This is a genomic window from Paenibacillus sp. GL_099_B (assembly GCF_057835695.1).
In genome coordinates this window covers 5,091,315-5,110,140 of sequence record NZ_CM174430.1, presented here as the reverse complement: position 1 = coordinate 5,110,140, position 18,826 = coordinate 5,091,315, and the positions used below count along the sequence as shown (strand labels likewise).

Annotated in this window: 16 protein-coding genes and 1 other annotated feature; of the genes, 13 read left to right on the top strand and 3 right to left on the bottom strand. The window is 46.9% G+C overall.

Features of this window, described 5'->3' with window-relative positions; all coding sequences use genetic code 11:
* Positions 1-2: 2 nt before the first annotated feature.
* The 5 genes from rsfS to leuS all read left to right on the top strand — a co-directional run bounded on the left by rsfS (position 3) and on the right by leuS (position 6,179).
* The gene (gene rsfS, locus AC3ITG_RS23230; protein WP_024628517.1) at positions 3-350 is read left to right on the top strand and encodes a ribosome silencing factor; all 348 of its coding nucleotides are present in this window, start codon (positions 3-5) and stop codon (positions 348-350) included.
* A complete protein-coding gene (locus tag AC3ITG_RS23225; RefSeq protein WP_489251471.1) occupies positions 347-1,252 on the top strand; it encodes a CvfB family protein in 906 nt (301 codons plus the stop codon). The genes rsfS and AC3ITG_RS23225 overlap by 4 nt, the downstream gene beginning before the upstream one ends.
* Before the next feature lie 138 nt (positions 1,253-1,390).
* Positions 1,391-2,161, top strand: a complete 771-nt coding sequence (locus tag AC3ITG_RS23220; protein ID WP_489251470.1) for a class I SAM-dependent DNA methyltransferase — start codon at positions 1,391-1,393, stop codon at positions 2,159-2,161.
* 178 nt (positions 2,162-2,339) lie between these two features.
* Positions 2,340-3,296 carry a phosphotransferase family protein gene (locus AC3ITG_RS23215; protein ID WP_413372726.1) on the top strand — a complete coding sequence of 319 codons (957 nt, stop codon included), beginning with the start codon at positions 2,340-2,342 and terminating at the stop codon, positions 3,294-3,296.
* A gap of 98 nt (positions 3,297-3,394) precedes the next feature.
* Positions 3,395-3,662: a binding site (T-box leader), on the top strand.
* Between the two features lie 72 nt (positions 3,663-3,734).
* Positions 3,735-6,179 carry a leucine--tRNA ligase gene (gene leuS, locus AC3ITG_RS23210; RefSeq protein WP_489251469.1) on the top strand — a complete coding sequence of 815 codons (2,445 nt, stop codon included), beginning with the start codon at positions 3,735-3,737 and terminating at the stop codon, positions 6,177-6,179.
* Here the strand turns inward: leuS and comER are convergent.
* The gene (gene comER / locus AC3ITG_RS23205; RefSeq protein ID WP_063567276.1) at positions 6,160-7,005 is read right to left on the bottom strand and encodes a late competence protein ComER; all 846 of its coding nucleotides are present in this window, start codon (positions 7,003-7,005) and stop codon (positions 6,160-6,162) included. The two genes, leuS and comER, sit on opposite strands and share 20 nt — an antisense overlap.
* 186 nt (positions 7,006-7,191) lie before the next feature.
* Between comER and AC3ITG_RS23200 the strand changes: the two genes are divergently transcribed.
* The 3 genes from AC3ITG_RS23200 (at position 7,192) to AC3ITG_RS23190 (ending at position 11,362) form a co-directional block, all read left to right on the top strand.
* On the top strand, positions 7,192-7,779 hold the full coding sequence (locus AC3ITG_RS23200) for a ComEA family DNA-binding protein (protein WP_489251468.1): 588 nt from the start codon (positions 7,192-7,194) through the stop codon (positions 7,777-7,779).
* A gap of 95 nt (positions 7,780-7,874) precedes the next feature.
* The gene (locus tag AC3ITG_RS23195; protein WP_489251467.1) at positions 7,875-8,396 is read left to right on the top strand and encodes a deoxycytidylate deaminase; all 522 of its coding nucleotides are present in this window, start codon (positions 7,875-7,877) and stop codon (positions 8,394-8,396) included.
* Positions 8,397-8,500: 104 nt separating this feature from the next.
* Positions 8,501-11,362, top strand: a complete 2,862-nt coding sequence (locus AC3ITG_RS23190; RefSeq protein WP_489251466.1) for a ComEC/Rec2 family competence protein — start codon at positions 8,501-8,503, stop codon at positions 11,360-11,362.
* 621 nt (positions 11,363-11,983) lie between these two features.
* On the opposite strand, the gene AC3ITG_RS23185 is transcribed toward AC3ITG_RS23190, so the two are convergent.
* Positions 11,984-12,286, bottom strand: coding sequence for a hypothetical protein (locus tag AC3ITG_RS23185; RefSeq protein WP_053781298.1), 303 nt, complete (start codon positions 12,284-12,286; stop codon positions 11,984-11,986).
* A gap of 348 nt (positions 12,287-12,634) precedes the next feature.
* Between AC3ITG_RS23185 and AC3ITG_RS23180 the strand changes: the two genes are divergently transcribed.
* From AC3ITG_RS23180 to holA, 3 genes are all read left to right on the top strand, one after another.
* Positions 12,635-13,183: an RNA polymerase sigma factor gene (locus AC3ITG_RS23180; protein WP_024628507.1), complete on the top strand. Its 549-nt coding sequence runs from the start codon at positions 12,635-12,637 to the stop codon at positions 13,181-13,183.
* A complete protein-coding gene (locus tag AC3ITG_RS23175) occupies positions 13,180-14,433 on the top strand; it encodes an anti-sigma factor family protein (protein ID WP_489251465.1) in 1,254 nt (417 codons plus the stop codon). Before AC3ITG_RS23180 ends, AC3ITG_RS23175 begins: the two co-directional genes overlap by 4 nt.
* A 257-nt stretch (positions 14,434-14,690) precedes the next feature.
* Positions 14,691-15,707, top strand: coding sequence for a DNA polymerase III subunit delta (gene holA, locus AC3ITG_RS23170; RefSeq protein WP_489251464.1), 1,017 nt, complete (start codon positions 14,691-14,693; stop codon positions 15,705-15,707).
* Positions 15,708-15,873: 166 nt separating this feature from the next.
* Here the strand turns inward: holA and rpsT are convergent, their stop codons facing one another.
* Positions 15,874-16,146, bottom strand: coding sequence for a 30S ribosomal protein S20 (rpsT, locus tag AC3ITG_RS23165; protein ID WP_024628504.1), 273 nt, complete (start codon positions 16,144-16,146; stop codon positions 15,874-15,876).
* A 175-nt stretch (positions 16,147-16,321) separates the two neighbouring features.
* Between rpsT and gpr the strand changes: the two genes are divergently transcribed.
* Complete coding sequence (gene gpr, locus AC3ITG_RS23160; RefSeq protein ID WP_489251463.1) at positions 16,322-17,323, top strand: GPR endopeptidase; 1,002 nt, start codon at positions 16,322-16,324, stop codon at positions 17,321-17,323.
* Between the two features lie 159 nt (positions 17,324-17,482).
* Positions 17,483-18,778: a stage II sporulation protein P gene (locus AC3ITG_RS23155; RefSeq protein WP_489251462.1), complete on the top strand. Its 1,296-nt coding sequence runs from the start codon at positions 17,483-17,485 to the stop codon at positions 18,776-18,778.
* Positions 18,779-18,826 lie beyond the last annotated feature (48 nt).

Here is an 18,826-nt window from a genome sequence, read left to right as displayed (position 1 = left end):
TCATGACAGTATCATCGAAAGAACTTATGAATATGGCGGTTGCTGCCGCTGACGATAAAAAGGCATCCAACATTGTAGCACTGGATCTGATTAACATCTCGCTGGTAGCGGACTATTTTGTTATCTGTCACGGGAATTCCGATACTCAGGTACAAGCGATTGCAACAGAGATTCGCAAACAGGCGCATGCAGCCGGAGTAAACATCAAAGGCATTGAAGGTATGGATTCAGCACGTTGGGTATTGATGGATATGGGTGATGTGGTTGTTCATATCTTCCACCGCGACGAGCGTGAGTATTACAACATTGAACGACTGTGGTCTGATGCCAAAGTGGTGGAAACGGTATGAGTTTGATCGCAGGAACAGTCGTCAACTTGCCGGTTTCACGTGAAGTGTCTCCATTTGGCTACTTTTTGACGACAGGATCGGAAGATGTACTGCTTCACTATACGGAACTCACACGGGACATTAAAATTGGAGAATCGCTGGAGGTCTTTCTGTTCTTTGATACAGAAGATCGCCTGGCGGCAACCATGAAAAAACCATATCTCACACTCGGTGAAATGGGACGACTGGTTGTGGCCGATATTCATCCACGCCTCGGCTGTTTCCTCGAGATGGGGCTTGGGCGGCAATTGCTGCTCCCGATTCGTGAATTACCTGAGTTGGAAGAATTACGTCCCCATGTAGGCGATGAAGTATTTGTCCTTATGGAGCATGACAAGCAAGGACGTTTGCGAGCGAAATTAGCTGGGGAACGTGAACTTGCACCATTGTCCTTCCATGCGCCAACCTCTTGGGTCAATGAATGGGTTGAAGCAACGGTGTACAAGCCACTTCAGATGGGTACTTTTGTACTTGTTGACGGTGGTGTGCTGGGCTTTGGCGCTATTGGCATGATTCATTCCTCGGAACGAAATCGTATGCTGCGTCTAGGTGAAAAGGTGAAATGCCGGGTAACCATGGTACGGGAAGATGGACGTGTCAATCTGGCGATGTCTCCTCTCAAAGAGGTCGGTCGCAATGAAGATGCAGACAAACTGCTCGCTTTCATGAAAGAGCGCCCTACGGGCGGTATGCCGTATTCGGATGCAACCCCGCCGGACATCATTAAGCAGCGCTTTGGTATTAGTAAATCCGCTTTCAAGCGGGCTTTGGGCAAACTGATGAAGGATGGTCTGGTAACTCAAAGGGAAAACTGGACCTATCTGACAGAGTCTACACCCCAGGATCAGAACGAGGACAAGTAACAAACGGGTATCATGGATCAAGCATGCGCTTGAATCCACAAGTAAAGGCAGGGCAAGGCTGGGTGAACTCCGGACGCCCCTGCTTTTTCTTTTGTTCAAAAGAGATTCGAAAATGAAATTGAAAGTGCGGTGCCTGACATGTCTTACCGGAAATTTGCCTATGTGTACGATGAATTAATGGAGGATATGCCTTATCCGGACTGGATAAGGTTTGCGAGAACGGCTTGGGAACGGCATGGCATGCCGAAAAGTGTGGCTGAACTGGGCTGTGGAACCGGCTCAATTACGATTCCACTGGTGAACTCCGGCTTTGAAGTTACAGGTATTGACCTGTCGGCAGACATGTTGTCTGTTGCACGCAGTAAAATGGAGGCAACGCCTCAAGGACACCGCTTATATCGGGAAGGCAGTGTCCGTTGGGTACAGCAGGATATGCGAGACTGGAGAGTACCGGATCCTGTGGACTCGGTGATATCGTTCTGTGATTGCGTGAATTATTTGCTTGAAAAAGAGGATGTCGTTCGTACATTTCAGCGTACTTATGAGATGTTGAAGCCGGAGGGCACGTTCCTGTTCGATGTACATCATCCGAATACCCTTATTCGATACGAAGAGGAGCAACCTTTTGTGTTGGACGAACGTTCCGTATCGTATATTTGGACCTGTGATATGGATCATGATCGGTGTGAGATTGAGCATCATCTGAGTATCTTTTCGCGTGTGGCTGAGAGCGGTAAGGATATGTACCAGCGGTTTGAAGAGGTTCATGTTCAGCGTGCGTATGATCCGGACTGGATGAAGCTGGAGCTGACGAAGGCCGGTTTCAGAGATGTACGTGTATATGCTGATTTTGAGTGGAAAGAAGCGGGAGAAGGCGCACAGCGTCTGTTTTATGTAGCCGTGAAATAGGATTATGATGTAGAGCTGTCCTTATGATGCATAAGGGCAGTTTTTTATGTAAAAGAATGTTTTTTTATATGTAATAAAAGCTATTGCCAGCGGGGTTAGAGAAAGCCATACTAGTTGAATGGAAACCGTTTTCTTAAATAGTAGAATCCTGAAAATTAAAATTCTGGGTGGGTGCAGAATGGAAAGTACATACAAAACAAGGTTGACTTCCAAACAGTTAGACGGAATTGTGCAGCAGCATTTTAACACAGGTATCCAAGAATACAAAGAGATGATCGACGGCTGGGCAAACCACGCTTACTTTATCACTAAGGACGACGGACAGAAGGTTGTACTCAAAATAGCTCCTTCTAATGGAATTAAGCTGATGCGCTGTGAACAGCATGTCATGGTTGCTGAGGTTGAGGCACTACGACTCGCAGCAGAGCTTCAGGATGTACCCGTTCCCCGGGTATTGGCCTATGATCCATCGCTCACCCTGGTTCCGGCAGAATATTTTATTATGGAGTATATGCCAGGGACGCCTTATAACAAAGTCAAGGATCAGTACAGTGCAGAAGAGCAGGAATCCATTGAGCAGCAACTGGGTGCATACAATCGTCGGATCAATGAAATTAAAGGGGAGAAATATGGTTACTTTTCCTCAAAGAAACCGCATCATGCGACGTGGAAAGAAGCTTTCCTGAGCCTGATGGATGATATGCTCGCAGATGGCAAAGAAGCGGGAGTGGAATTTTCGATCCGTTATGAGGAACTGGAGCGTTTGATTCAAGAAAAATCGGATATGCTGGATGACGTCAAAGAGCCTGTGCTTGTGCATTGGGATTTATGGGATGGGAATTTATTTGTGGAGGCGGGGGAAATCACAGCCATTATCGATTTCGAACGATCCCTCTGGGCAGATCCTCTAATGGAGCACTACTTCAGTCATTTTAATAATACACCAGGATTCCTCAAAGGATATGGAAGAGCAGCTACAACAGATAGTGAACGAAAAAGAAGAATTTTATATGATCTGTACTTTGATCTGGCGCTGAGAATCGAGTGTACTTATCGTCAATACGATAACAAGGAACATATTCAGTGGACGATTGATAACCTAGAAGAAGGAATCAAGCGATTCCAGTCGTTCTGATGTGCATGCTGATGCATAGCATCGTTTATAGGCAACAGATCGTATTATATTGACTTTAGTGTTACTTTTTTATATAATGGTGCGGATCATATCGTATACATATTTCGATGATAAGGATCAGTAGTGAGTCCTGTACATGACAGAGAGCCGGCGGTTGGTGCAAGCCGGTTGACAGTATTTCACGAACTCGCCTTGGAGAAATGCGGTGATTACACCATCTTGCAAACGACCGAAGTAACACTCGGGCTCAGGAATGGAAATCCGCATCGGTTAACCGCCGTTACAGGTCCAAAGGGAGTGGATGACGAAGCACGTTCGTCCGCTAACTAGGGTGGTACCACGGGAATTCAACCTCTCGTCCCTAGCGCTGCAAACGCTACGGGATGCTGAGGTTTTTTTGTTGCAATAAAAGCGAATAACCAAGAGGAGGAACAATAGATGAGTGAGAACCAACAGCCGAAACACGGCTACCAACCACAAGCCATGGAGAAAAGTTGGCAGCAATACTGGGATGACAATAAAACGTTTAAAACGGGTGAAGACCCGGTTAAACCGAAGTTCTATGCATTGGATATGTTCCCGTATCCATCCGGTTCGGGCCTGCACGTAGGTCACCCAGAAGGATACACGGCAACGGATATTGTTTCCCGTTACAAACGTATGCGCGGTTACAATGTATTGCATCCAATGGGTTGGGACGCTTTTGGTCTGCCTGCTGAGCAGCATGCATTGGATACAGGTGAACATCCGCGGCATATTACATTCCGCAATATTGACAATTTCCGTCGCCAGATCAAGTCACTCGGTTTCTCATATGACTGGGATCGGGAGATCAGCACAACAGACCCTGAATACTATAAATGGACGCAATGGATTTTCATCCAGTTGTACAATAAAGGCTTGGCTTATGTCGATGAAGTGGCAGTAAACTGGTGTGAAGCTTTGGGTACGGTACTGGCGAACGAAGAGGTTATCGACGGTAAGAGTGAGCGTGGTGGACATCCGGTCGTTCGTAAACCGATGCGCCAATGGGTATTGAGAATTACGGAATATGCAGAGCGTTTGCTGGAAGACCTGGAAGAGCTGGACTGGTCGGAAAGCATCAAGGATATGCAGCGCAACTGGATCGGCAAATCGACCGGGGCGGAAGTTACTTTTGCCATTGAGGGTCATGAAGAAGTCATTAAGGTATTTACGACACGTGCAGATACGTTGTTCGGCGCAAGTTATGCTGTATTGGCACCTGAGCATGAACTGGTGGAAGTCATTACAACGACAGAACAGCGTGAAGCAATCAAGGCATATCAGGAACAAGCTGCTCGCAAGAGCGATCTGGAACGCACCGATTTGGCTAAAGACAAAACCGGTGTGTTCACAGGAACTTATGCAATCAATCCGGTAAACGGAGCGAAGGTGCCAATCTGGATCGCCGATTATGTTCTGGCTGGATATGGCACAGGGGCAATCATGGCCGTTCCGGGACATGACGCTCGTGACTGGGAGTTTGCGAAACAGTTTGGTCTGGACATCATTGAGGTTGTACAGGGTGGCGACGTGACACAAGAAGCGTATTCCGGAGACGGACCGCATGTGAACTCCGATTTCCTGAACGGATTGAACAACGAAGAAGCGATTGCGAAGATGATTGCCTGGTTGGAAGAGAACGGTAAGGGACAAGGCAAAACGACCTACCGTCTGCGTGACTGGTTGTTCAGCCGTCAGCGTTACTGGGGTGAGCCAATCCCGATTCTGCATCTGGAAGATGGAACGATGAAGACGGTGCCGGAAGATCAACTGCCTTTGCTGTTGCCAGATATTGACCAGATCAAACCTTCGGGTACTGGAGAATCACCACTGGCGAATGTTACGGAATGGGTTAACACCGTAGATCCGGAAACAGGAATGAAAGCACGTCGCGAGACGAACACGATGCCACAATGGGCCGGTAGCTGCTGGTATTACCTGCGCTTTATCGATCCGCACAATGACAAGGAACTGATCTCTCAGGAGAAACAGCAGCAGTGGCTTCCTGTTGATCTGTACATCGGGGGAGCAGAGCACGCGGTGCTTCACTTGCTGTACGCTCGTTTCTGGCATAAAGTGCTGTATGATCTGGGTGTGGTGCATACCAAAGAGCCGTTCCACAAACTGGTCAACCAAGGTATGATCCTGGGAACCAACAATGAGAAGATGAGTAAATCTCGTGGTAATGTTATTAACCCGGATGAGATCGTCAATGAATTCGGTGCAGATACATTGCGTCTGTATGAAATGTTCATGGGGCCTTTGGAAGCGACAAAACCGTGGAACGCTAACGGGGTTGAGGGCATGCACCGCTTCCTGTCACGTGTATGGCGTTTGTTCATCAATGAAGATACAGGTGCAATCCATGACAAGATCACAGCAGATGGTGGAACCGATGAGTTCCAGCGGACAGCACACAAGACGATCAAAAAGGTTACAGAGGATCTGGAACATCTGCGTTTCAACACAGCAATCAGCCAGTTGATGATTTTCATCAACGATGCGTACAAAGCAGATACGCTGCCGCGTAAAGCAATGGAGAACTTTGTACAGCTGTTGTCACCGCTGGCACCGCATATGGCAGAGGAGCTGTGGAGCCGTCTTGGTCATGAAGGTGGAATCTCTTACGTAGCTTGGCCTGAGTATGATGAGTCCATGACGGTGGACGCCGAAGTGGAGATTGTTGTTCAAGTGAATGGCAAAATTGTAACCCGTGCTACGATCGCGAAGGATCTGGACGCACAGGGCATGCAGGACTTTACAATGGAACTTGCACCTGTGAAACAGGCACTGGAAGGCAAGACCATTCGCAAGGTCATTGCCGTTCCAGGCAAACTCGTTAATATTGTTGCCGGTTAATCTCACCGGCTTTGAATAGTTCATCCAGCTTCAACAAATCTTCATCATATTTGTCATGAGTCGTCTGGATCAGACTGTCAAAAACACCATTCAGACTCACCTTTAGCAGGGCAAGTGCCTGTGCGGTGATGCCGCCAGGTACAGCCACGCGAGCCTGAAGTTCTTGCGGGGTGTATCCTCCTTCGGTGAGCAGCTTGCCTGTTCCCAGGAGCATCTCGCCGGCAAGAGCGCAGGCGTCGGCTCGTTTGATGCCTGTAAGCTTGACGGCACTTTCGATCCATTGCTCCAGAAAGAACGATATGAATGCAGGTCCGCAGCTGGAGAAGTCGGATGTGATCCGGGTGCAGGCTTCATCCACTTGATAGGGTCTGCCGATATGACTGAGCAGCCCTTCCAGCACAGCGCGGTCTTCGGTAGTCATTCGTTCACCGTGTATACACAGGGACGCTCCGCTGCCGACCTGGTGCGTAACGCTGGGGATAACTTTGGAGACTTTGCAAGGAAGTGAAGATTCCAGATGGCGCAGCTGCACGGGACTGGTGATCGAGACGATTATATGATTGGGATTCACGACAGGCAGGATGTCGTCAATGACATGTTTGAATTCAAGTGGCTTCACGCACAAAAAGATGATATTGCTGCGGATGACGGTTTCCCGGTTGCTCTGTGATTCATGCAGACCGGGGTAACGGAGGGATAACTGCCGTACTTTGGAAGGGGTTCTATTGCTGGCGGCGATCTGTCGTGGCTCAAGTGCACCGGATTGAATCAAGGCATAGATCAGCAGGCTGCCCATGCTGCCGGTTCCGATAAATCCAACCTTCATTGTTCAGGCCTCCTTTCATGCTTTAAGGTAATGGCGCAGTTCTTTCCCTCTAGTGTATGCGTCAGGACCTGCTTCACATGACATGAAAATAATACAGCTTGGTTTACCAGGCAAGTCCAACGGTTCGGAAGCACCGCCCGTGTTCAGAATAGATTTATTTTGAATCCAGGGAGAGGTGTAGAAGAAATGAGATGGAACAAGGGGATGACCATTGCTGCTGCGGTGGTCGGATGTATACTGATATTATGGTCGGGCAAAAGTGAACAGCCGCCTTCTGGCTGGGAACCTATGCAGCTCGCCACCGAGAAGCCGACAATAGAGCAGGAAACCCCTGCTGTACAGTCGGCTACTTTGGTTCAGGAACAAACGAAGGCTTCCTATTCAGAACAGAGACCGTCAACAACAGAGGCCCCTGCAGAGACTAATCAGGTTGATGCCACAGCAGGGAAAGTGGCTGATCAGACAGTTGCAGTTAAGCAAACGGATACTTCTACAGGTGGGACACAAACGAAATCCGAGGCAACCGTTGCTTCACCAGACAATAACCAAGCATTGGTGAGCAATGAAGTTGTCGACAATGGCAAAATTGATGTCAATACAGCTCCGGCAGCGAAGCTTATGGACCTTCCTGGAATTGGGGAGAAAAAGGCGCAAGCCATTATTGATTATCGTAATTCCCATGGTCCTTTTACCAAAGTCAGCGATCTGACCAAAGTGAAAGGAATCGGAATGAAGATGCTGGAGAAAATGGCTCCTTATGTTCAGATCAGGTAATCACGCAATATTAAATATTAGGATATAAGTTGAATTGGAAATGACATAAGAACGATGTATGGGTTTAACTTTTACCAGATGGGAGGGAAACGGTTATGAGCACAGCAGACGTACGCAAAGACTGGGATACGTATTTCATGGACATCGCATATATGGTCTCTACCCGTTCCCGCTGTTCACGCCGTCATGTTGGCGCCGTACTTGTGCAGGGGAAGAAACTGCTTGGAACAGCCTATAACGGTGCGCCCATGGGGGTTCCGGACTGCTCTGAAGCAGGATGCATGATCTCGGAAGAATATGAGCTGGTGGTAACCGACGGTCAGGAGGAAATGGTGAAAAAGCAGCGCTGCATTCGTACTATTCATGCGGAGCAGAATTTGCTTTTGTTCACCGATCGAATTGACCGTGAAGGCTCTTCTGTATATGTCACGGATGAACCTTGCTGGACTTGCTCCAATATGCTCGCGAATAGCGGTATTACAGAAATCGTGTTTCATCGCTCATATCCCAAGGATACAGGCAAGGTGACAAACATGATGAAGCAAAAAGGCATTACGTTTCGTCGGCTGGAAAATTACCAGCCTCCACGGGAGACGATGATGACAGTAAGTGACTAGAACCAATATAATATTCAAATTTGCGGGGAAGAACCTCCGGTTGCTGTATCAGCTGCCGGGGGTTTTTCTGCGTTCATACGGGTGACACAAAGGAGGGGGAGAAAATGAAAGGCAGGCCTTTACTGGTATTTACCGTCTGCTGGTTATGCGGTAGTGGGATGGCATGTGCATTATCGGGTTGGTCCTTGATCGTGGGAGTGATCGGGGCATTCGTTTGTCTGCCACTTTTACTACGATGGATTGATATACGTGGTTGGTCCATCTTGTTACTGATCGGAGCACTCGTTGGCGGTGCTGTGCACTGGGAATGGAATGATGCGCGGAATCGGAGCAGTCTGCCCGATATCACACATATGGCTGCGGAGGATTTGGACGGTTATGCAGCTACCTTTGAAGGTAAGCTTATGTCTGATGTACGCATAGATGGGGATCGGGCCGATTTTGAAATGCAGGTCACGTCGATGCTTTCACTATCCGATGGACTCTCGACAGTAGTGTCAGAAGCGCGAACAGCGCCTAACGTGAGAGAACGTCTAATGGTCCAAGTTCGCCTGGCTGAGGAAGAAGAACAGCAAGAAGCAGCAGGGTGGCAGCGAGGGGATACGATAACGTTGACGGGTTCGCTTGCGCTTCCCGGCGAAGCCAGAAATTTTGGTGGGTTTGACTATCGAAATTACCTAAGGACTCTTCATATTCATTGGTTGTTTAAAGTGAAGGGGGCCAGCTCGGTAACCACCGTTCCGCCCGAAGGGCTGGGGAAACTCAATATCCTCCGGTGGAATGACATCGTCAGGCATAAGCTTGGCGCAGCGGTAGAACAGATATTTCCCGAACCTCATGCGGGCTATATGAAAGGCTTGATTATCGGAATGGCAAATGATATCGATCCGGATACCTATGGTCAGTTTTCACAGCTTGGTTTAACTCATATATTAGCGATCTCCGGAACTCATGTCGCGGTGTATGTGGCATCGCTGCTGCTCCTTTTATCCTGGCTTAGGTTAACCCGAGAAACCTCGCTCACCATTGTGTTGCTGCTAATACCTGCATATGTACTGTTGTCTGGCGGTTCGCCATCGGTCATTCGTGCGGGGATCATGTCCATGATTGGTTTGTATATGGCGCGGCGTGGGCTTGCGAGGGATGGATTGCAGATGATCAGTGCAGCTGCGTTGTTAATGATGTGGTGGAACCCGTATTTTTTACTAAGTGTGAGCTTTCAGCTATCTTTTCTGGTAACAGCTGGACTGATGATTTACATGCCACTGATTAATCGGATATTTAGCAGTTGGCCCAAGGGCCTTGCAGCAACAGCTTCTGTGACGGTAACAGCACAGCTCATTTCTTTTCCGGTCACGATTCTGTATTTCAACCAGTTTTCACTGCTTTCATTTGTCGCAAACTTCCTGCTTGTATCTTTGATCAGTGCGATTGTACTTCCTCTTGGAACGGTCGCTCTGATTTTATCGTTTCTTTGGATGCCTCTGGCTAAACCATTGGCGTGGATTGCTATTATGCTGAATAAATTGACCTTTGTAAGTGTGGAATGGATGAACAGTTTGCCTGGATTTGTGCTGATCTGGGCTACCCCATCGCTACTGTGGATTGCAGCATATTATGCTGTTCTTTATTCGCTTTTGCGGGTCCTTCATCGAGGTCGAGGTGACCAGCCTGTAGTTCAGGGTATAGAAGAGGATACGGCTCCGCTTGATCGCCGATATGTTGGGGGAATGCCTAAAGCGGCTCTAGGATTGTCTGGGTTGTCTAATGTATCATTACAAGGAGTAAACAAAGGTGGACGTGAGGCTAGCCCGGGTTCGATGACAACATTAAGTGCAAGTATTGCCTGGCCGGAATATACCAGTGCATTTGCTGCGCGCGGGGCGGGTTTTTACTCTGGTGAACGGATGAACGTCTTCCACAAATGGATGTGTGCGCTGCTGGCTCTCAGCTTTGTGGTGGGATTATGGTGGGCGTACCAGACACCGCAACCTGCGGGGACCGGAGTGGTGCAGTTTTTGGATATCGGACAAGGGGACAGTACACTTATTACAACACCTGAAGGTAAACATATATTGGTCGATGGTGGAGGTACGGTCCAGTTCGGGAAGTCTGAACAATCCTGGAAGACACGGCGTGATCCATACGAAGTAGGGGCCAAGGTGGTCGTTCCTTTATTGAAAAAGCGGGGCATTCATCGGCTGGACGCCGTAATCGTAACCCATGCCGATCAGGATCATGCTGGGGGATTACAGGCCGTGCTCGAACAGATTCCAGTGGAACGATTCATGTTCAATGGGACAACCAGCGGTACAGCCAATTTCGAGAAATTGCTGGATACCGTTATAGACAAGCAGATTCCGTTATATGCAATTCGCCAAGGGATGTCCTACGCTCCGGATGGGGAGACCAGACTACATTTTATATATCCGGATCTGGAGAAAGCAATGGATACAGGAGAAAGATTGCCCTTCTCAGAACATCAGAATCATGATTCGGTTGTCTTTATGCTGGAAATGGCAGGCGCCTCATTATTGTTCACTGGAGACATGGATGCTGCAGCCGAGCAGGATCTGCTCTTTATGATTCAGGATGGATCGCTTGCAGCCTCGTTTGGACAGTACGATGCGGATGCTATATTAGCAGATGGTACTGTTCAGGAGATGTTCACACGTCACTCGGGGGAGAAACATGAGGTTCCTGTTAACATAGATGTATTAAAAGTTGCACACCACGGTAGTAAAACATCGTCAACCGAAGCTTGGTTACAGTACTGGAATGCATCAGCATCCGTGATATCGGCTGGGGCCAACAATACATATGGACATCCCAATCCTGGTGTGCTTGATCGTCTTGTAGATTCGGGTACAGACATCTATCGAACAGATCAAATGGGGGAGATTCAGATGAGAATCAAAGATGGGGAGATTGATGTGCGCTATAAGTTGACGATGGATGATTCATGAATTTTTGTGGGACTTGACTAAAATGGATTACTCTCTTGCTTTTGAAATACCGACTATTAAGCTAATTATAGTCGCACTGAATAAGTTAAGCGTGTGATCGATTTCATCCCAAGTTTTATGGCGTATTATCATATTGAATACAATAAATGATAGACTACAGAGTAGAAAAAATCCTAGGAAGTATTTTAAAAAGATTTTCAAATTCATTTAATCTGTCTCATATCTGCTTAGAAATTTTGTTGCGCCGTTATGAGTTCTAATTCGTGTGTGCGGCTTGAATTACTATAAAAATAGTGTCCGGTTTTCCGTTAGTTGTCTGATTTCGCTCCCCTACGTACCTATATTTTCTATTTTAAGTTATAAAGTAGGATTAATTATGCTGTTTATGTGAAACTAATGTAAAATTTCGTGAAAGATGCGTAATACTTCTGTGTTCATCATGTTCGCTCTATAAAGATAAAATCCACACAGTCCCAATCCACAACTGATTGTTATTTATTAATTTTATGTATGAAGTACATCATTTGCTCGTAGAATGAAACCAAAAGCCCGCTTTCCGGTATACTCCTCGGGGAGAATACCGGAAAGCGGGCTAATTTTGGAATGACTTATAACAATGAATTATTCAACGCCATCTTTGAAGTGTTTACTCCAATGTTTGTCGCCTTTGTGCAACAGATCTTCTACGGTTTTCTCAAGCGTCAGCAAGAGCTGTGCTCGTACATCAAGCACGGTTTCTCTGTACAAGCGTTCTTCCGATCCGACGATTTTATCGCCGTATAATGCCTGTGCAGCGGTGTATTTCCGATGTTCCTCAACCAGGGTATCAATAGACTGCAACGCATGTTCCACAAAATGGGATATGCTTTGATATTCTTTGGGCATTTGTTCTTTTAACGCTTGAATTTTTGCAAGAGCTGGCATGCTCATCACCTCGTGTTATGAATGTAAATTTACAATACACTGTTTTCATGAAAATTACATTAAAATGAGCTTAAATTTGTACGAAATTTGAACTTTTTTATTTTCAATGCTATAAGTGTGGTTAGCTATAATGTATGCCATTGTAATTAAATTGAGTCGTGTAAGTACTGGAATGACTTTTGAGCTAGCTTGATGACTCGTTATGCAATTTCTGTTATTCTAAGAGAAGATTTCAGCGGCCCCAATACATAAGCCGTTATTTTGTTATGGCAATAAAAAAATACTTAACTTTGCAACAATTTTATTGATGGTCACGTCTGTAAGGTTGCAGGGAGAGGGGGATCCTTTGTGGTAGAGCCGGAACTCATCAGAGCCGCTCAATCGGGCGATCGCGACGCTCTAATTACCCTATTGCGGGACATTGAACAGCATGTTTATCGGACCGCATATTACATTCTAAATAATGAACAGGACGCTTTGGATGCTGCTCAGGAAGCGTTGATCCGAATTTACACCAAGATTAATTCATATGAGGAAAAGGCCCAGTTTAAGACATGGGTTCAGCGCATCGTCACGAATATCTGTATTGACAAATTCAGAAGAACCAAGCCCTCCGTCTCCATTGACGAGCATGATATGGTTTTTCAGGACAATCAGGATGTGGAATTCGAAGTGATGTCCACATATGTGGCAAAGGATATTCAGGATGCCATTAACAAGCTACCTGAGCATCATCGTACCGTTATTGTTCTAAGATATTTGCAGGACTTATCCTATAACGAAATTGCGGATTGCCTCGATCTTCCGTTGAATACGGTTAAATCTTATTTATTTAGAGCCAGACAGCAATTACAGAATCTACTACAGGAGTATCAGAAAGGTGGTGTGACAGGATGAAATGCGAAGAGGTGGTGGAATGGATGCACCGGTATCTGGATCATGATCTGGGTGAGGCGGAAACTGCGCAGATGCTACAGCATGTGGCCCAATGCGCGGAGTGCGCCGAAAATTTTAGTTTGCTCAGAGCTCTCTCCAGAGAACTGGAATATTTGCCCCAGGTAACCCCGAGATTCAGTCTGGTTGATGCCATTATGCCGCAACTGGATGCAATCGACGAAGCGAAGAGGGAACAAAGCAGTACAATACAGGAAATGAGTCCTGTCCCTGCTGCATTTGAGAATTTACAGCGTTCAAGTGAGCGGAAACCGAAGCAAAAATGGTTGAATTCTATGGCAGGCCGGATGTCCATGGGCGCGGCAGCAGCTGTTGTACTGGGCGTTGCCATTTTCGGATATCAGCCAGAGAAGATTGAAAATGCAGAAATGATAATGAGTACTGGCAGTACTCAAGAAGGCGGGAATGAGGATCAAAATCCAATGAGCAGAGAGATCAATAATGAAGATTCATCCTCCTCTCTACAGAGCGATAACAGCGTGTGGGTTGACACTTCGGAAAGTCAGCCATCCGCTCAAGATAAACAAGCTCAAGAGGTTGGTCCTAAAGAAGACGGTTCAGAGAAGGTGCAGGAACCTGAATTGAAGGAAGACCAAACTCCTAAACAGCCGGATACGGGGTCAGAATTGAACAAGAGTGATGCAACGAAAAACACCCCTTCCAGTTCCAATCCTGCTGATAGTACCCAGAGTATGGATCAGCAAAAAAGTCAGGATTCAGGATCTGCTACCGGACCTTCGGCAGGCTCTACTGAGAGTGGAGCAACGGAGCCTGAAAATGGGGACGCGCAATCATTAACTTCTCAAGATATGCCTGATGTTAAGGTAGAAGAGCCGACAGAGGGCGTTACGAGTCCTGATTCCGAGACAGGCATGGATGCATTGGGAGGCAATAAAGGATTGGTTGCCACGGATTCAGGTGCACTTGCCACCACGACTCCAAAAGAATGGAAGTCACCCGATGGCTCCTATCTGGTCATGCTGCTCGGCGATCAGATCAGCATCTACTCTAAACCTGCCGCTGACCCGGATGTGCTTAATCTGGTTGAGCAACGTAATGTGGAGGGTACACTAAAATCTGCGAGCTGGTCCAAGGATAGCACTATATTCAATTACGAGACAGATCAAGATGGGACAACAGTGAAGAAATCATTTAACGTGTCCACTGCCTCAAGCGGAACCTCTGCCAAATAGGCTGTAAATTACACGTTTGGCCTCAAGACTTGCTGAACATTTCTGTTGTATCAAGAATATATTGAAAGTAACAACAACGTCCTATCTCAGTTGGAATAACTGACGTCGTATGACCGCGCACCAGCCTTTTCTAGAATTGTTGGTGTCAGCGTTTATATAGATGTAGGACAGGGGCCTTCATCCGTTAACCGGATGCAAGGCCCCTTTGTTGTCTGTCACGTTTTCTGGTAGGATAAAAGGGATAAGGGGGCACCGTGATGGATGTAAAGAGTGCGACAAAGGCAATACGTAATGGAGAAACGGCTCCGGTATATGTGCTGTACGGAACGGAGAAGTACCAGATACAGCAATTTACGGATATGTTAAAACAACAGGTAATTGAAGAAGAGCACCGAGAATTTGCGATCATACCATATGATCTCTCTGAAACACCTGTGGAAGTGGTCATTGAAGAAGCGGAGACGGTTCCATTTCTTGTTCCACGTAAACTCATTATCGTTCGCGATGCTAATTTGTTTACAGCAGGCAAGGATTCCAAAATTGATCACCAGATTGATCGGCTGCTTACATATATGGACAATCCGGCAGATTATAGTACTATTGTGTTTCTGGCCCAAGGGGATAAGCTGGATGAGCGTAAAAAACTAGTCAAGGCAGCCAAGAAACAAGCCATAGTCCTTGCATTTGCTCCGCTAAGCGGTGAAGAGCTGCTGGGTTGGATTGTAAAGCTGGCGAAGCAACGGGATGTATCTTTTGAGACTGGAGCAGCAGACACGCTTGTGAGTTATGCAGGAACAGGCTTGCAGACGTTATCTGCGGAAGTGGACAAATTGTGTTTGTTCGCTGGTAACGGAGGCACGATCAAACGCGCGGATATCGAATCACTGGTGGCGCGAAGCACCGAGCAGAATGTGTTCGCTTTGGTGGAGGAGCTTGCTAACTTGCGGCTGGAGAAAGCGTTGGGTCTTTTTTATGAGTTGCTGAAGCAGCGTGAAGAACCGATCAAAATTGCAGCGTTGATTGCCCGTCAATTCCGAATTATGATCCAGGTAAAAGAGTTAGGGCAGCAGAGTTACTCCCAACAGCAGATTGCCAGCCAGCTTGGTCTGCATCCGTATGCTGTCAAAATTGCTGGTGAACAGGCTCGCAAGTTTCAGGCAGAACGTTTGAGGCTAATTCTGAGTCATCTCAGTGAACTGGATTATCAGATGAAGACCGGGGCAGTGGATAAAGTGCTCGGACTGGAGCTTTTCTTGTTAAGGCTCGGAGCTTAAACTTAGATAAAACTGTAACACAAAGCGGCCTTTATTTCGTTGATGGTGAGATCATCGGAATAAAGGCCGCTTCGTTTAAATGAGTGCTTATAGAATCAGATACTAAAAAATCCTGAAAGCTCTTGCTGTTCAGGATTTTTCCATTAGATCGTATAAGTAACGCTTCTTACGCTTGTGCGGAAAGAGCGTTCAGTTTTTTCGCCAAGCGAGACTTTTTGCGGGCTGCAGCATTTTTATGAACCAGACCTTTAGTTACAGCCTTGTCCAGCTTTTTGGAAGCAGCTTGAATCGCAGCTTTTGCAGTATCAACTTCGTTACTTACCAGAGCAGCATCAGCAGCTTTAACAGCTGTACGGAGTGCAGATTTCTGGGAAGCGTTGAGTGCGCGGCGCTTGTCGCTCGTTTTTACGCGTTTAACAGCGGATTTGATGTTTGGCATTACATTCACCTCCTGTAAGGCATTTGCATGAATACAAACGTTTCACAACTTAAAATATTCTAGCACGCTGGCATGCAAATTGCAACAGATTTTCCTATGATGTTCGATAGTGCTGCATAAAGCACACCATTTTCCCACACAATATGCTCAAATGCGGTAAGGGAGGCAGGGACAGATGACACTGGATTTGCAAAATTATGCAGTTCGTACCGACTTGGCAATTGACTCCAAGGAGATGGCTCAGGGTGGGCAAAAACAGACGATTCCCGGGTTGCGGGAAGATGTCGATCAGAAAGACGGTATCACTATCACACGTATTGATGTGCTTGATGATGCAGCCGCTACAGCAATTGGGCGTGTGAAGGGGCACTATGTCACTTTGGAGGTTCCATCGCTTCGTAACGGGGATACCGATCTTCAGGAGCGGGTGGCGGCAGAATTCACGCGGGAGATGGAAGGTTTTTTGGCCAAGGCCGGAATTAACAAGACATCCAAGGTGCTGATTGTGGGTTTGGGCAACCTGAACGTCACGCCTGATTCACTTGGTCCGCTGGTAGTGGAGAATCTGATGGTTACCCGTCAGTATTTTGAGCTGGTGCCGGATCAGGTTGCACCCGGTTATCGGGAAGTCAGTGCCATTGCGCCAGGTGTGCTGGGTACAACAGGCATTGAATCCAGCGACATCGTACAAGCAATCGTGGATCGAACGAAGCCGGATGCAATCATTGCGATTGATGCGCTGGCTTCACGCTCGCTCGAACGTGTTAATACAACGATTCAGGTTGCAGACATCGGCATTCATCCAGGCTCAGGTATTGGGAACAAACGACGTGGATTGACACGTGAAATTTTGGGTGTTCCCTGCATTGCCATCGGTGTACCTACCGTATGTTATGCTTCGACCATCGTGAATAACGTCATCGAAATGATGCGTACTCATTTTCGGCAAGAGACCGATCAGACGAAACAGATTATGGGCATGCTGGACGATATCGGCGAAAATGACCGTCTTAGTTTGGTAAAAGAGGTACTGGAGCCACTAGGGCATGATCTGATCGTTACCCCCAAAGAAATCGATGAATTTGTCGAAGATATTGCCAATATTATTGCAACCGGTCTAAATGCAGCGCTCCATGATGCGGTAAATGCTGAGAATGTAGCTGCCTACACTCATTAATTAACATTTGAAATTTAAAGCTTGAGACTCCTGTGAAGAAGGTCCGAATCTATCGGACTTTCTTTTTTTGCGCAATCTTCTTTTTCCTGTTCTATCAAATCTGGCAGGCTCATAGAGTTGAAGTATAAGCGTTGTCCAGCAGGGAAGGAGACAGAAGCAATGAACAAAATATTGGCCTGGAATATTGGTAAATGGAAAAAGAGATGTTTGCACGTGCTGGCCATGGGCCGTACGTTGTTGTTGCTTATGATTATATCTGCTTTGTTTTTTGTTGTACTCGGTCTGGGAGGCATGGCAGAAAAGCGTTTGAATAGCTCACCCGTTTCTTCTATGAAAGGATTTGCGGGAGCCGTATCAAGTAGCTTTTTTGTGGACATGCTCGGCATGGAAATGCCGCATCTAACTCAGAAGGAACAGGCTTCAGCATTTTCTGGTGAGAATCTGACTTCGTTTGTATTCCAACTGCTGACGAATGTGAATCCGCAAGACCCCAAAAGTCTAATCGCTAGAGAAATGCCTGGCATGGGTTCCAATCAACCCGTACTGCTGCGACCAGGGTCGGGAAATGAAAAAGCTGAAGCTCCAGAAGATTATCAGCCGGGTCCTGGACTCATCGATACGGCATCAGCAGGCGGAGGAAAGTCAGGTGGCGAGCAGCATGTCCCACCAGGTCAGGATAATCCAGATCCATCTGATCCGCAGGATTCGGGTGATGGCGAAGTAAAGGGTGATCCCCCACCGAAGAGTGGAGGTAAAGATGAACCGAGCAAACCAACGACAGGAAAAAAAGCGATTCTTGTCTACCATTCCCATCCACGTGAAGGATACAATCCTCTCTTGGGCACGAAGAGTGACAATCCTTCCTCTGGTAAATCGACTGGTAATGTTTTTCAAGTGGGAACCTACTTGTCCGACAGCTTGGAGAAGCTGGGGATTGGGGTGGAACATGCGCAGGAGGATTACCCAACCAAGGTCAAGGATTACAACTGGAATTATTCCTATAAATACTCCCGTCAGACGGTGAAAACTGCACTCGCTCAAAATGATGATCTTACGTATCTTATCGATATTCATCGTGACTCACAGCGTCATAACAAAACAACGACGACCATTAATAATCTGGGTTATGCCAAAGTATATTTTATTATAGGACATGAAAATCCAAACTGGCAGCAGAATGAGGCCTTTGCGGCCAAAATTCATAAGAAGCTGGAAGCGAAATATCCAGGGGTATCTCGGGGCGTATGGGGCAAGGACGGCGGCGGGGCCAACAATGGTGAATACAACCAGACGCTTTCTCCCAACAGCATTTTGATTGAGATTGGCGGCATTGACAATACGGCTGCTGAACTGGAGCGGACATCCAAAGTACTCGCCGACATGATTGCAGAGGTGTACTGGAATGATCAGAAGGTGGACAAAGCGAGTGCGGAAAAGACATCACAAGGTGGCTAGTATTCCTGATATGGAAGAATAGAAGAATCGAAGATAAAACAGGAGGCG

Bases quoted from the DNA above. Each gene is read 5' to 3' on its own strand.
- rsfS (WP_024628517.1), top strand. From the start codon at position 3: ATGACAGTATCATCGAAAGAACTTATGAATATGGCGGTTGCTGCCGCT.
- holA (WP_489251464.1), top strand. From the start codon at position 14,691: ATGGATGTAAAGAGTGCGACAAAGGCAATACGTAATGGAGAAACGGCT.
- comER (WP_063567276.1), bottom strand. From the start codon at position 7,005: ATGAAGGTTGGATTTATCGGAACCGGCAGCATGGGCAGCCTGCTGATC.
- AC3ITG_RS23215 (WP_413372726.1), top strand. From the start codon at position 2,340: ATGGAAAGTACATACAAAACAAGGTTGACTTCCAAACAGTTAGACGGA.
- AC3ITG_RS23175 (WP_489251465.1), top strand. From the start codon at position 13,180: ATGAAATGCGAAGAGGTGGTGGAATGGATGCACCGGTATCTGGATCAT.
- leuS (WP_489251469.1), top strand. From the start codon at position 3,735: ATGAGTGAGAACCAACAGCCGAAACACGGCTACCAACCACAAGCCATG.
- AC3ITG_RS23195 (WP_489251467.1), top strand. From the start codon at position 7,875: ATGAGCACAGCAGACGTACGCAAAGACTGGGATACGTATTTCATGGAC.
- AC3ITG_RS23155 (WP_489251462.1), top strand. From the start codon at position 17,483: ATGAACAAAATATTGGCCTGGAATATTGGTAAATGGAAAAAGAGATGT.
- AC3ITG_RS23225 (WP_489251471.1), top strand. From the start codon at position 347: ATGAGTTTGATCGCAGGAACAGTCGTCAACTTGCCGGTTTCACGTGAA.
- AC3ITG_RS23190 (WP_489251466.1), top strand. From the start codon at position 8,501: ATGAAAGGCAGGCCTTTACTGGTATTTACCGTCTGCTGGTTATGCGGT.
- AC3ITG_RS23220 (WP_489251470.1), top strand. From the start codon at position 1,391: ATGTCTTACCGGAAATTTGCCTATGTGTACGATGAATTAATGGAGGAT.
- AC3ITG_RS23185 (WP_053781298.1), bottom strand. From the start codon at position 12,286: ATGCCAGCTCTTGCAAAAATTCAAGCGTTAAAAGAACAAATGCCCAAA.
- gpr (WP_489251463.1), top strand. From the start codon at position 16,322: ATGACACTGGATTTGCAAAATTATGCAGTTCGTACCGACTTGGCAATT.
- rpsT (WP_024628504.1), bottom strand. From the start codon at position 16,146: ATGCCAAACATCAAATCCGCTGTTAAACGCGTAAAAACGAGCGACAAG.
- AC3ITG_RS23200 (WP_489251468.1), top strand. From the start codon at position 7,192: ATGAGATGGAACAAGGGGATGACCATTGCTGCTGCGGTGGTCGGATGT.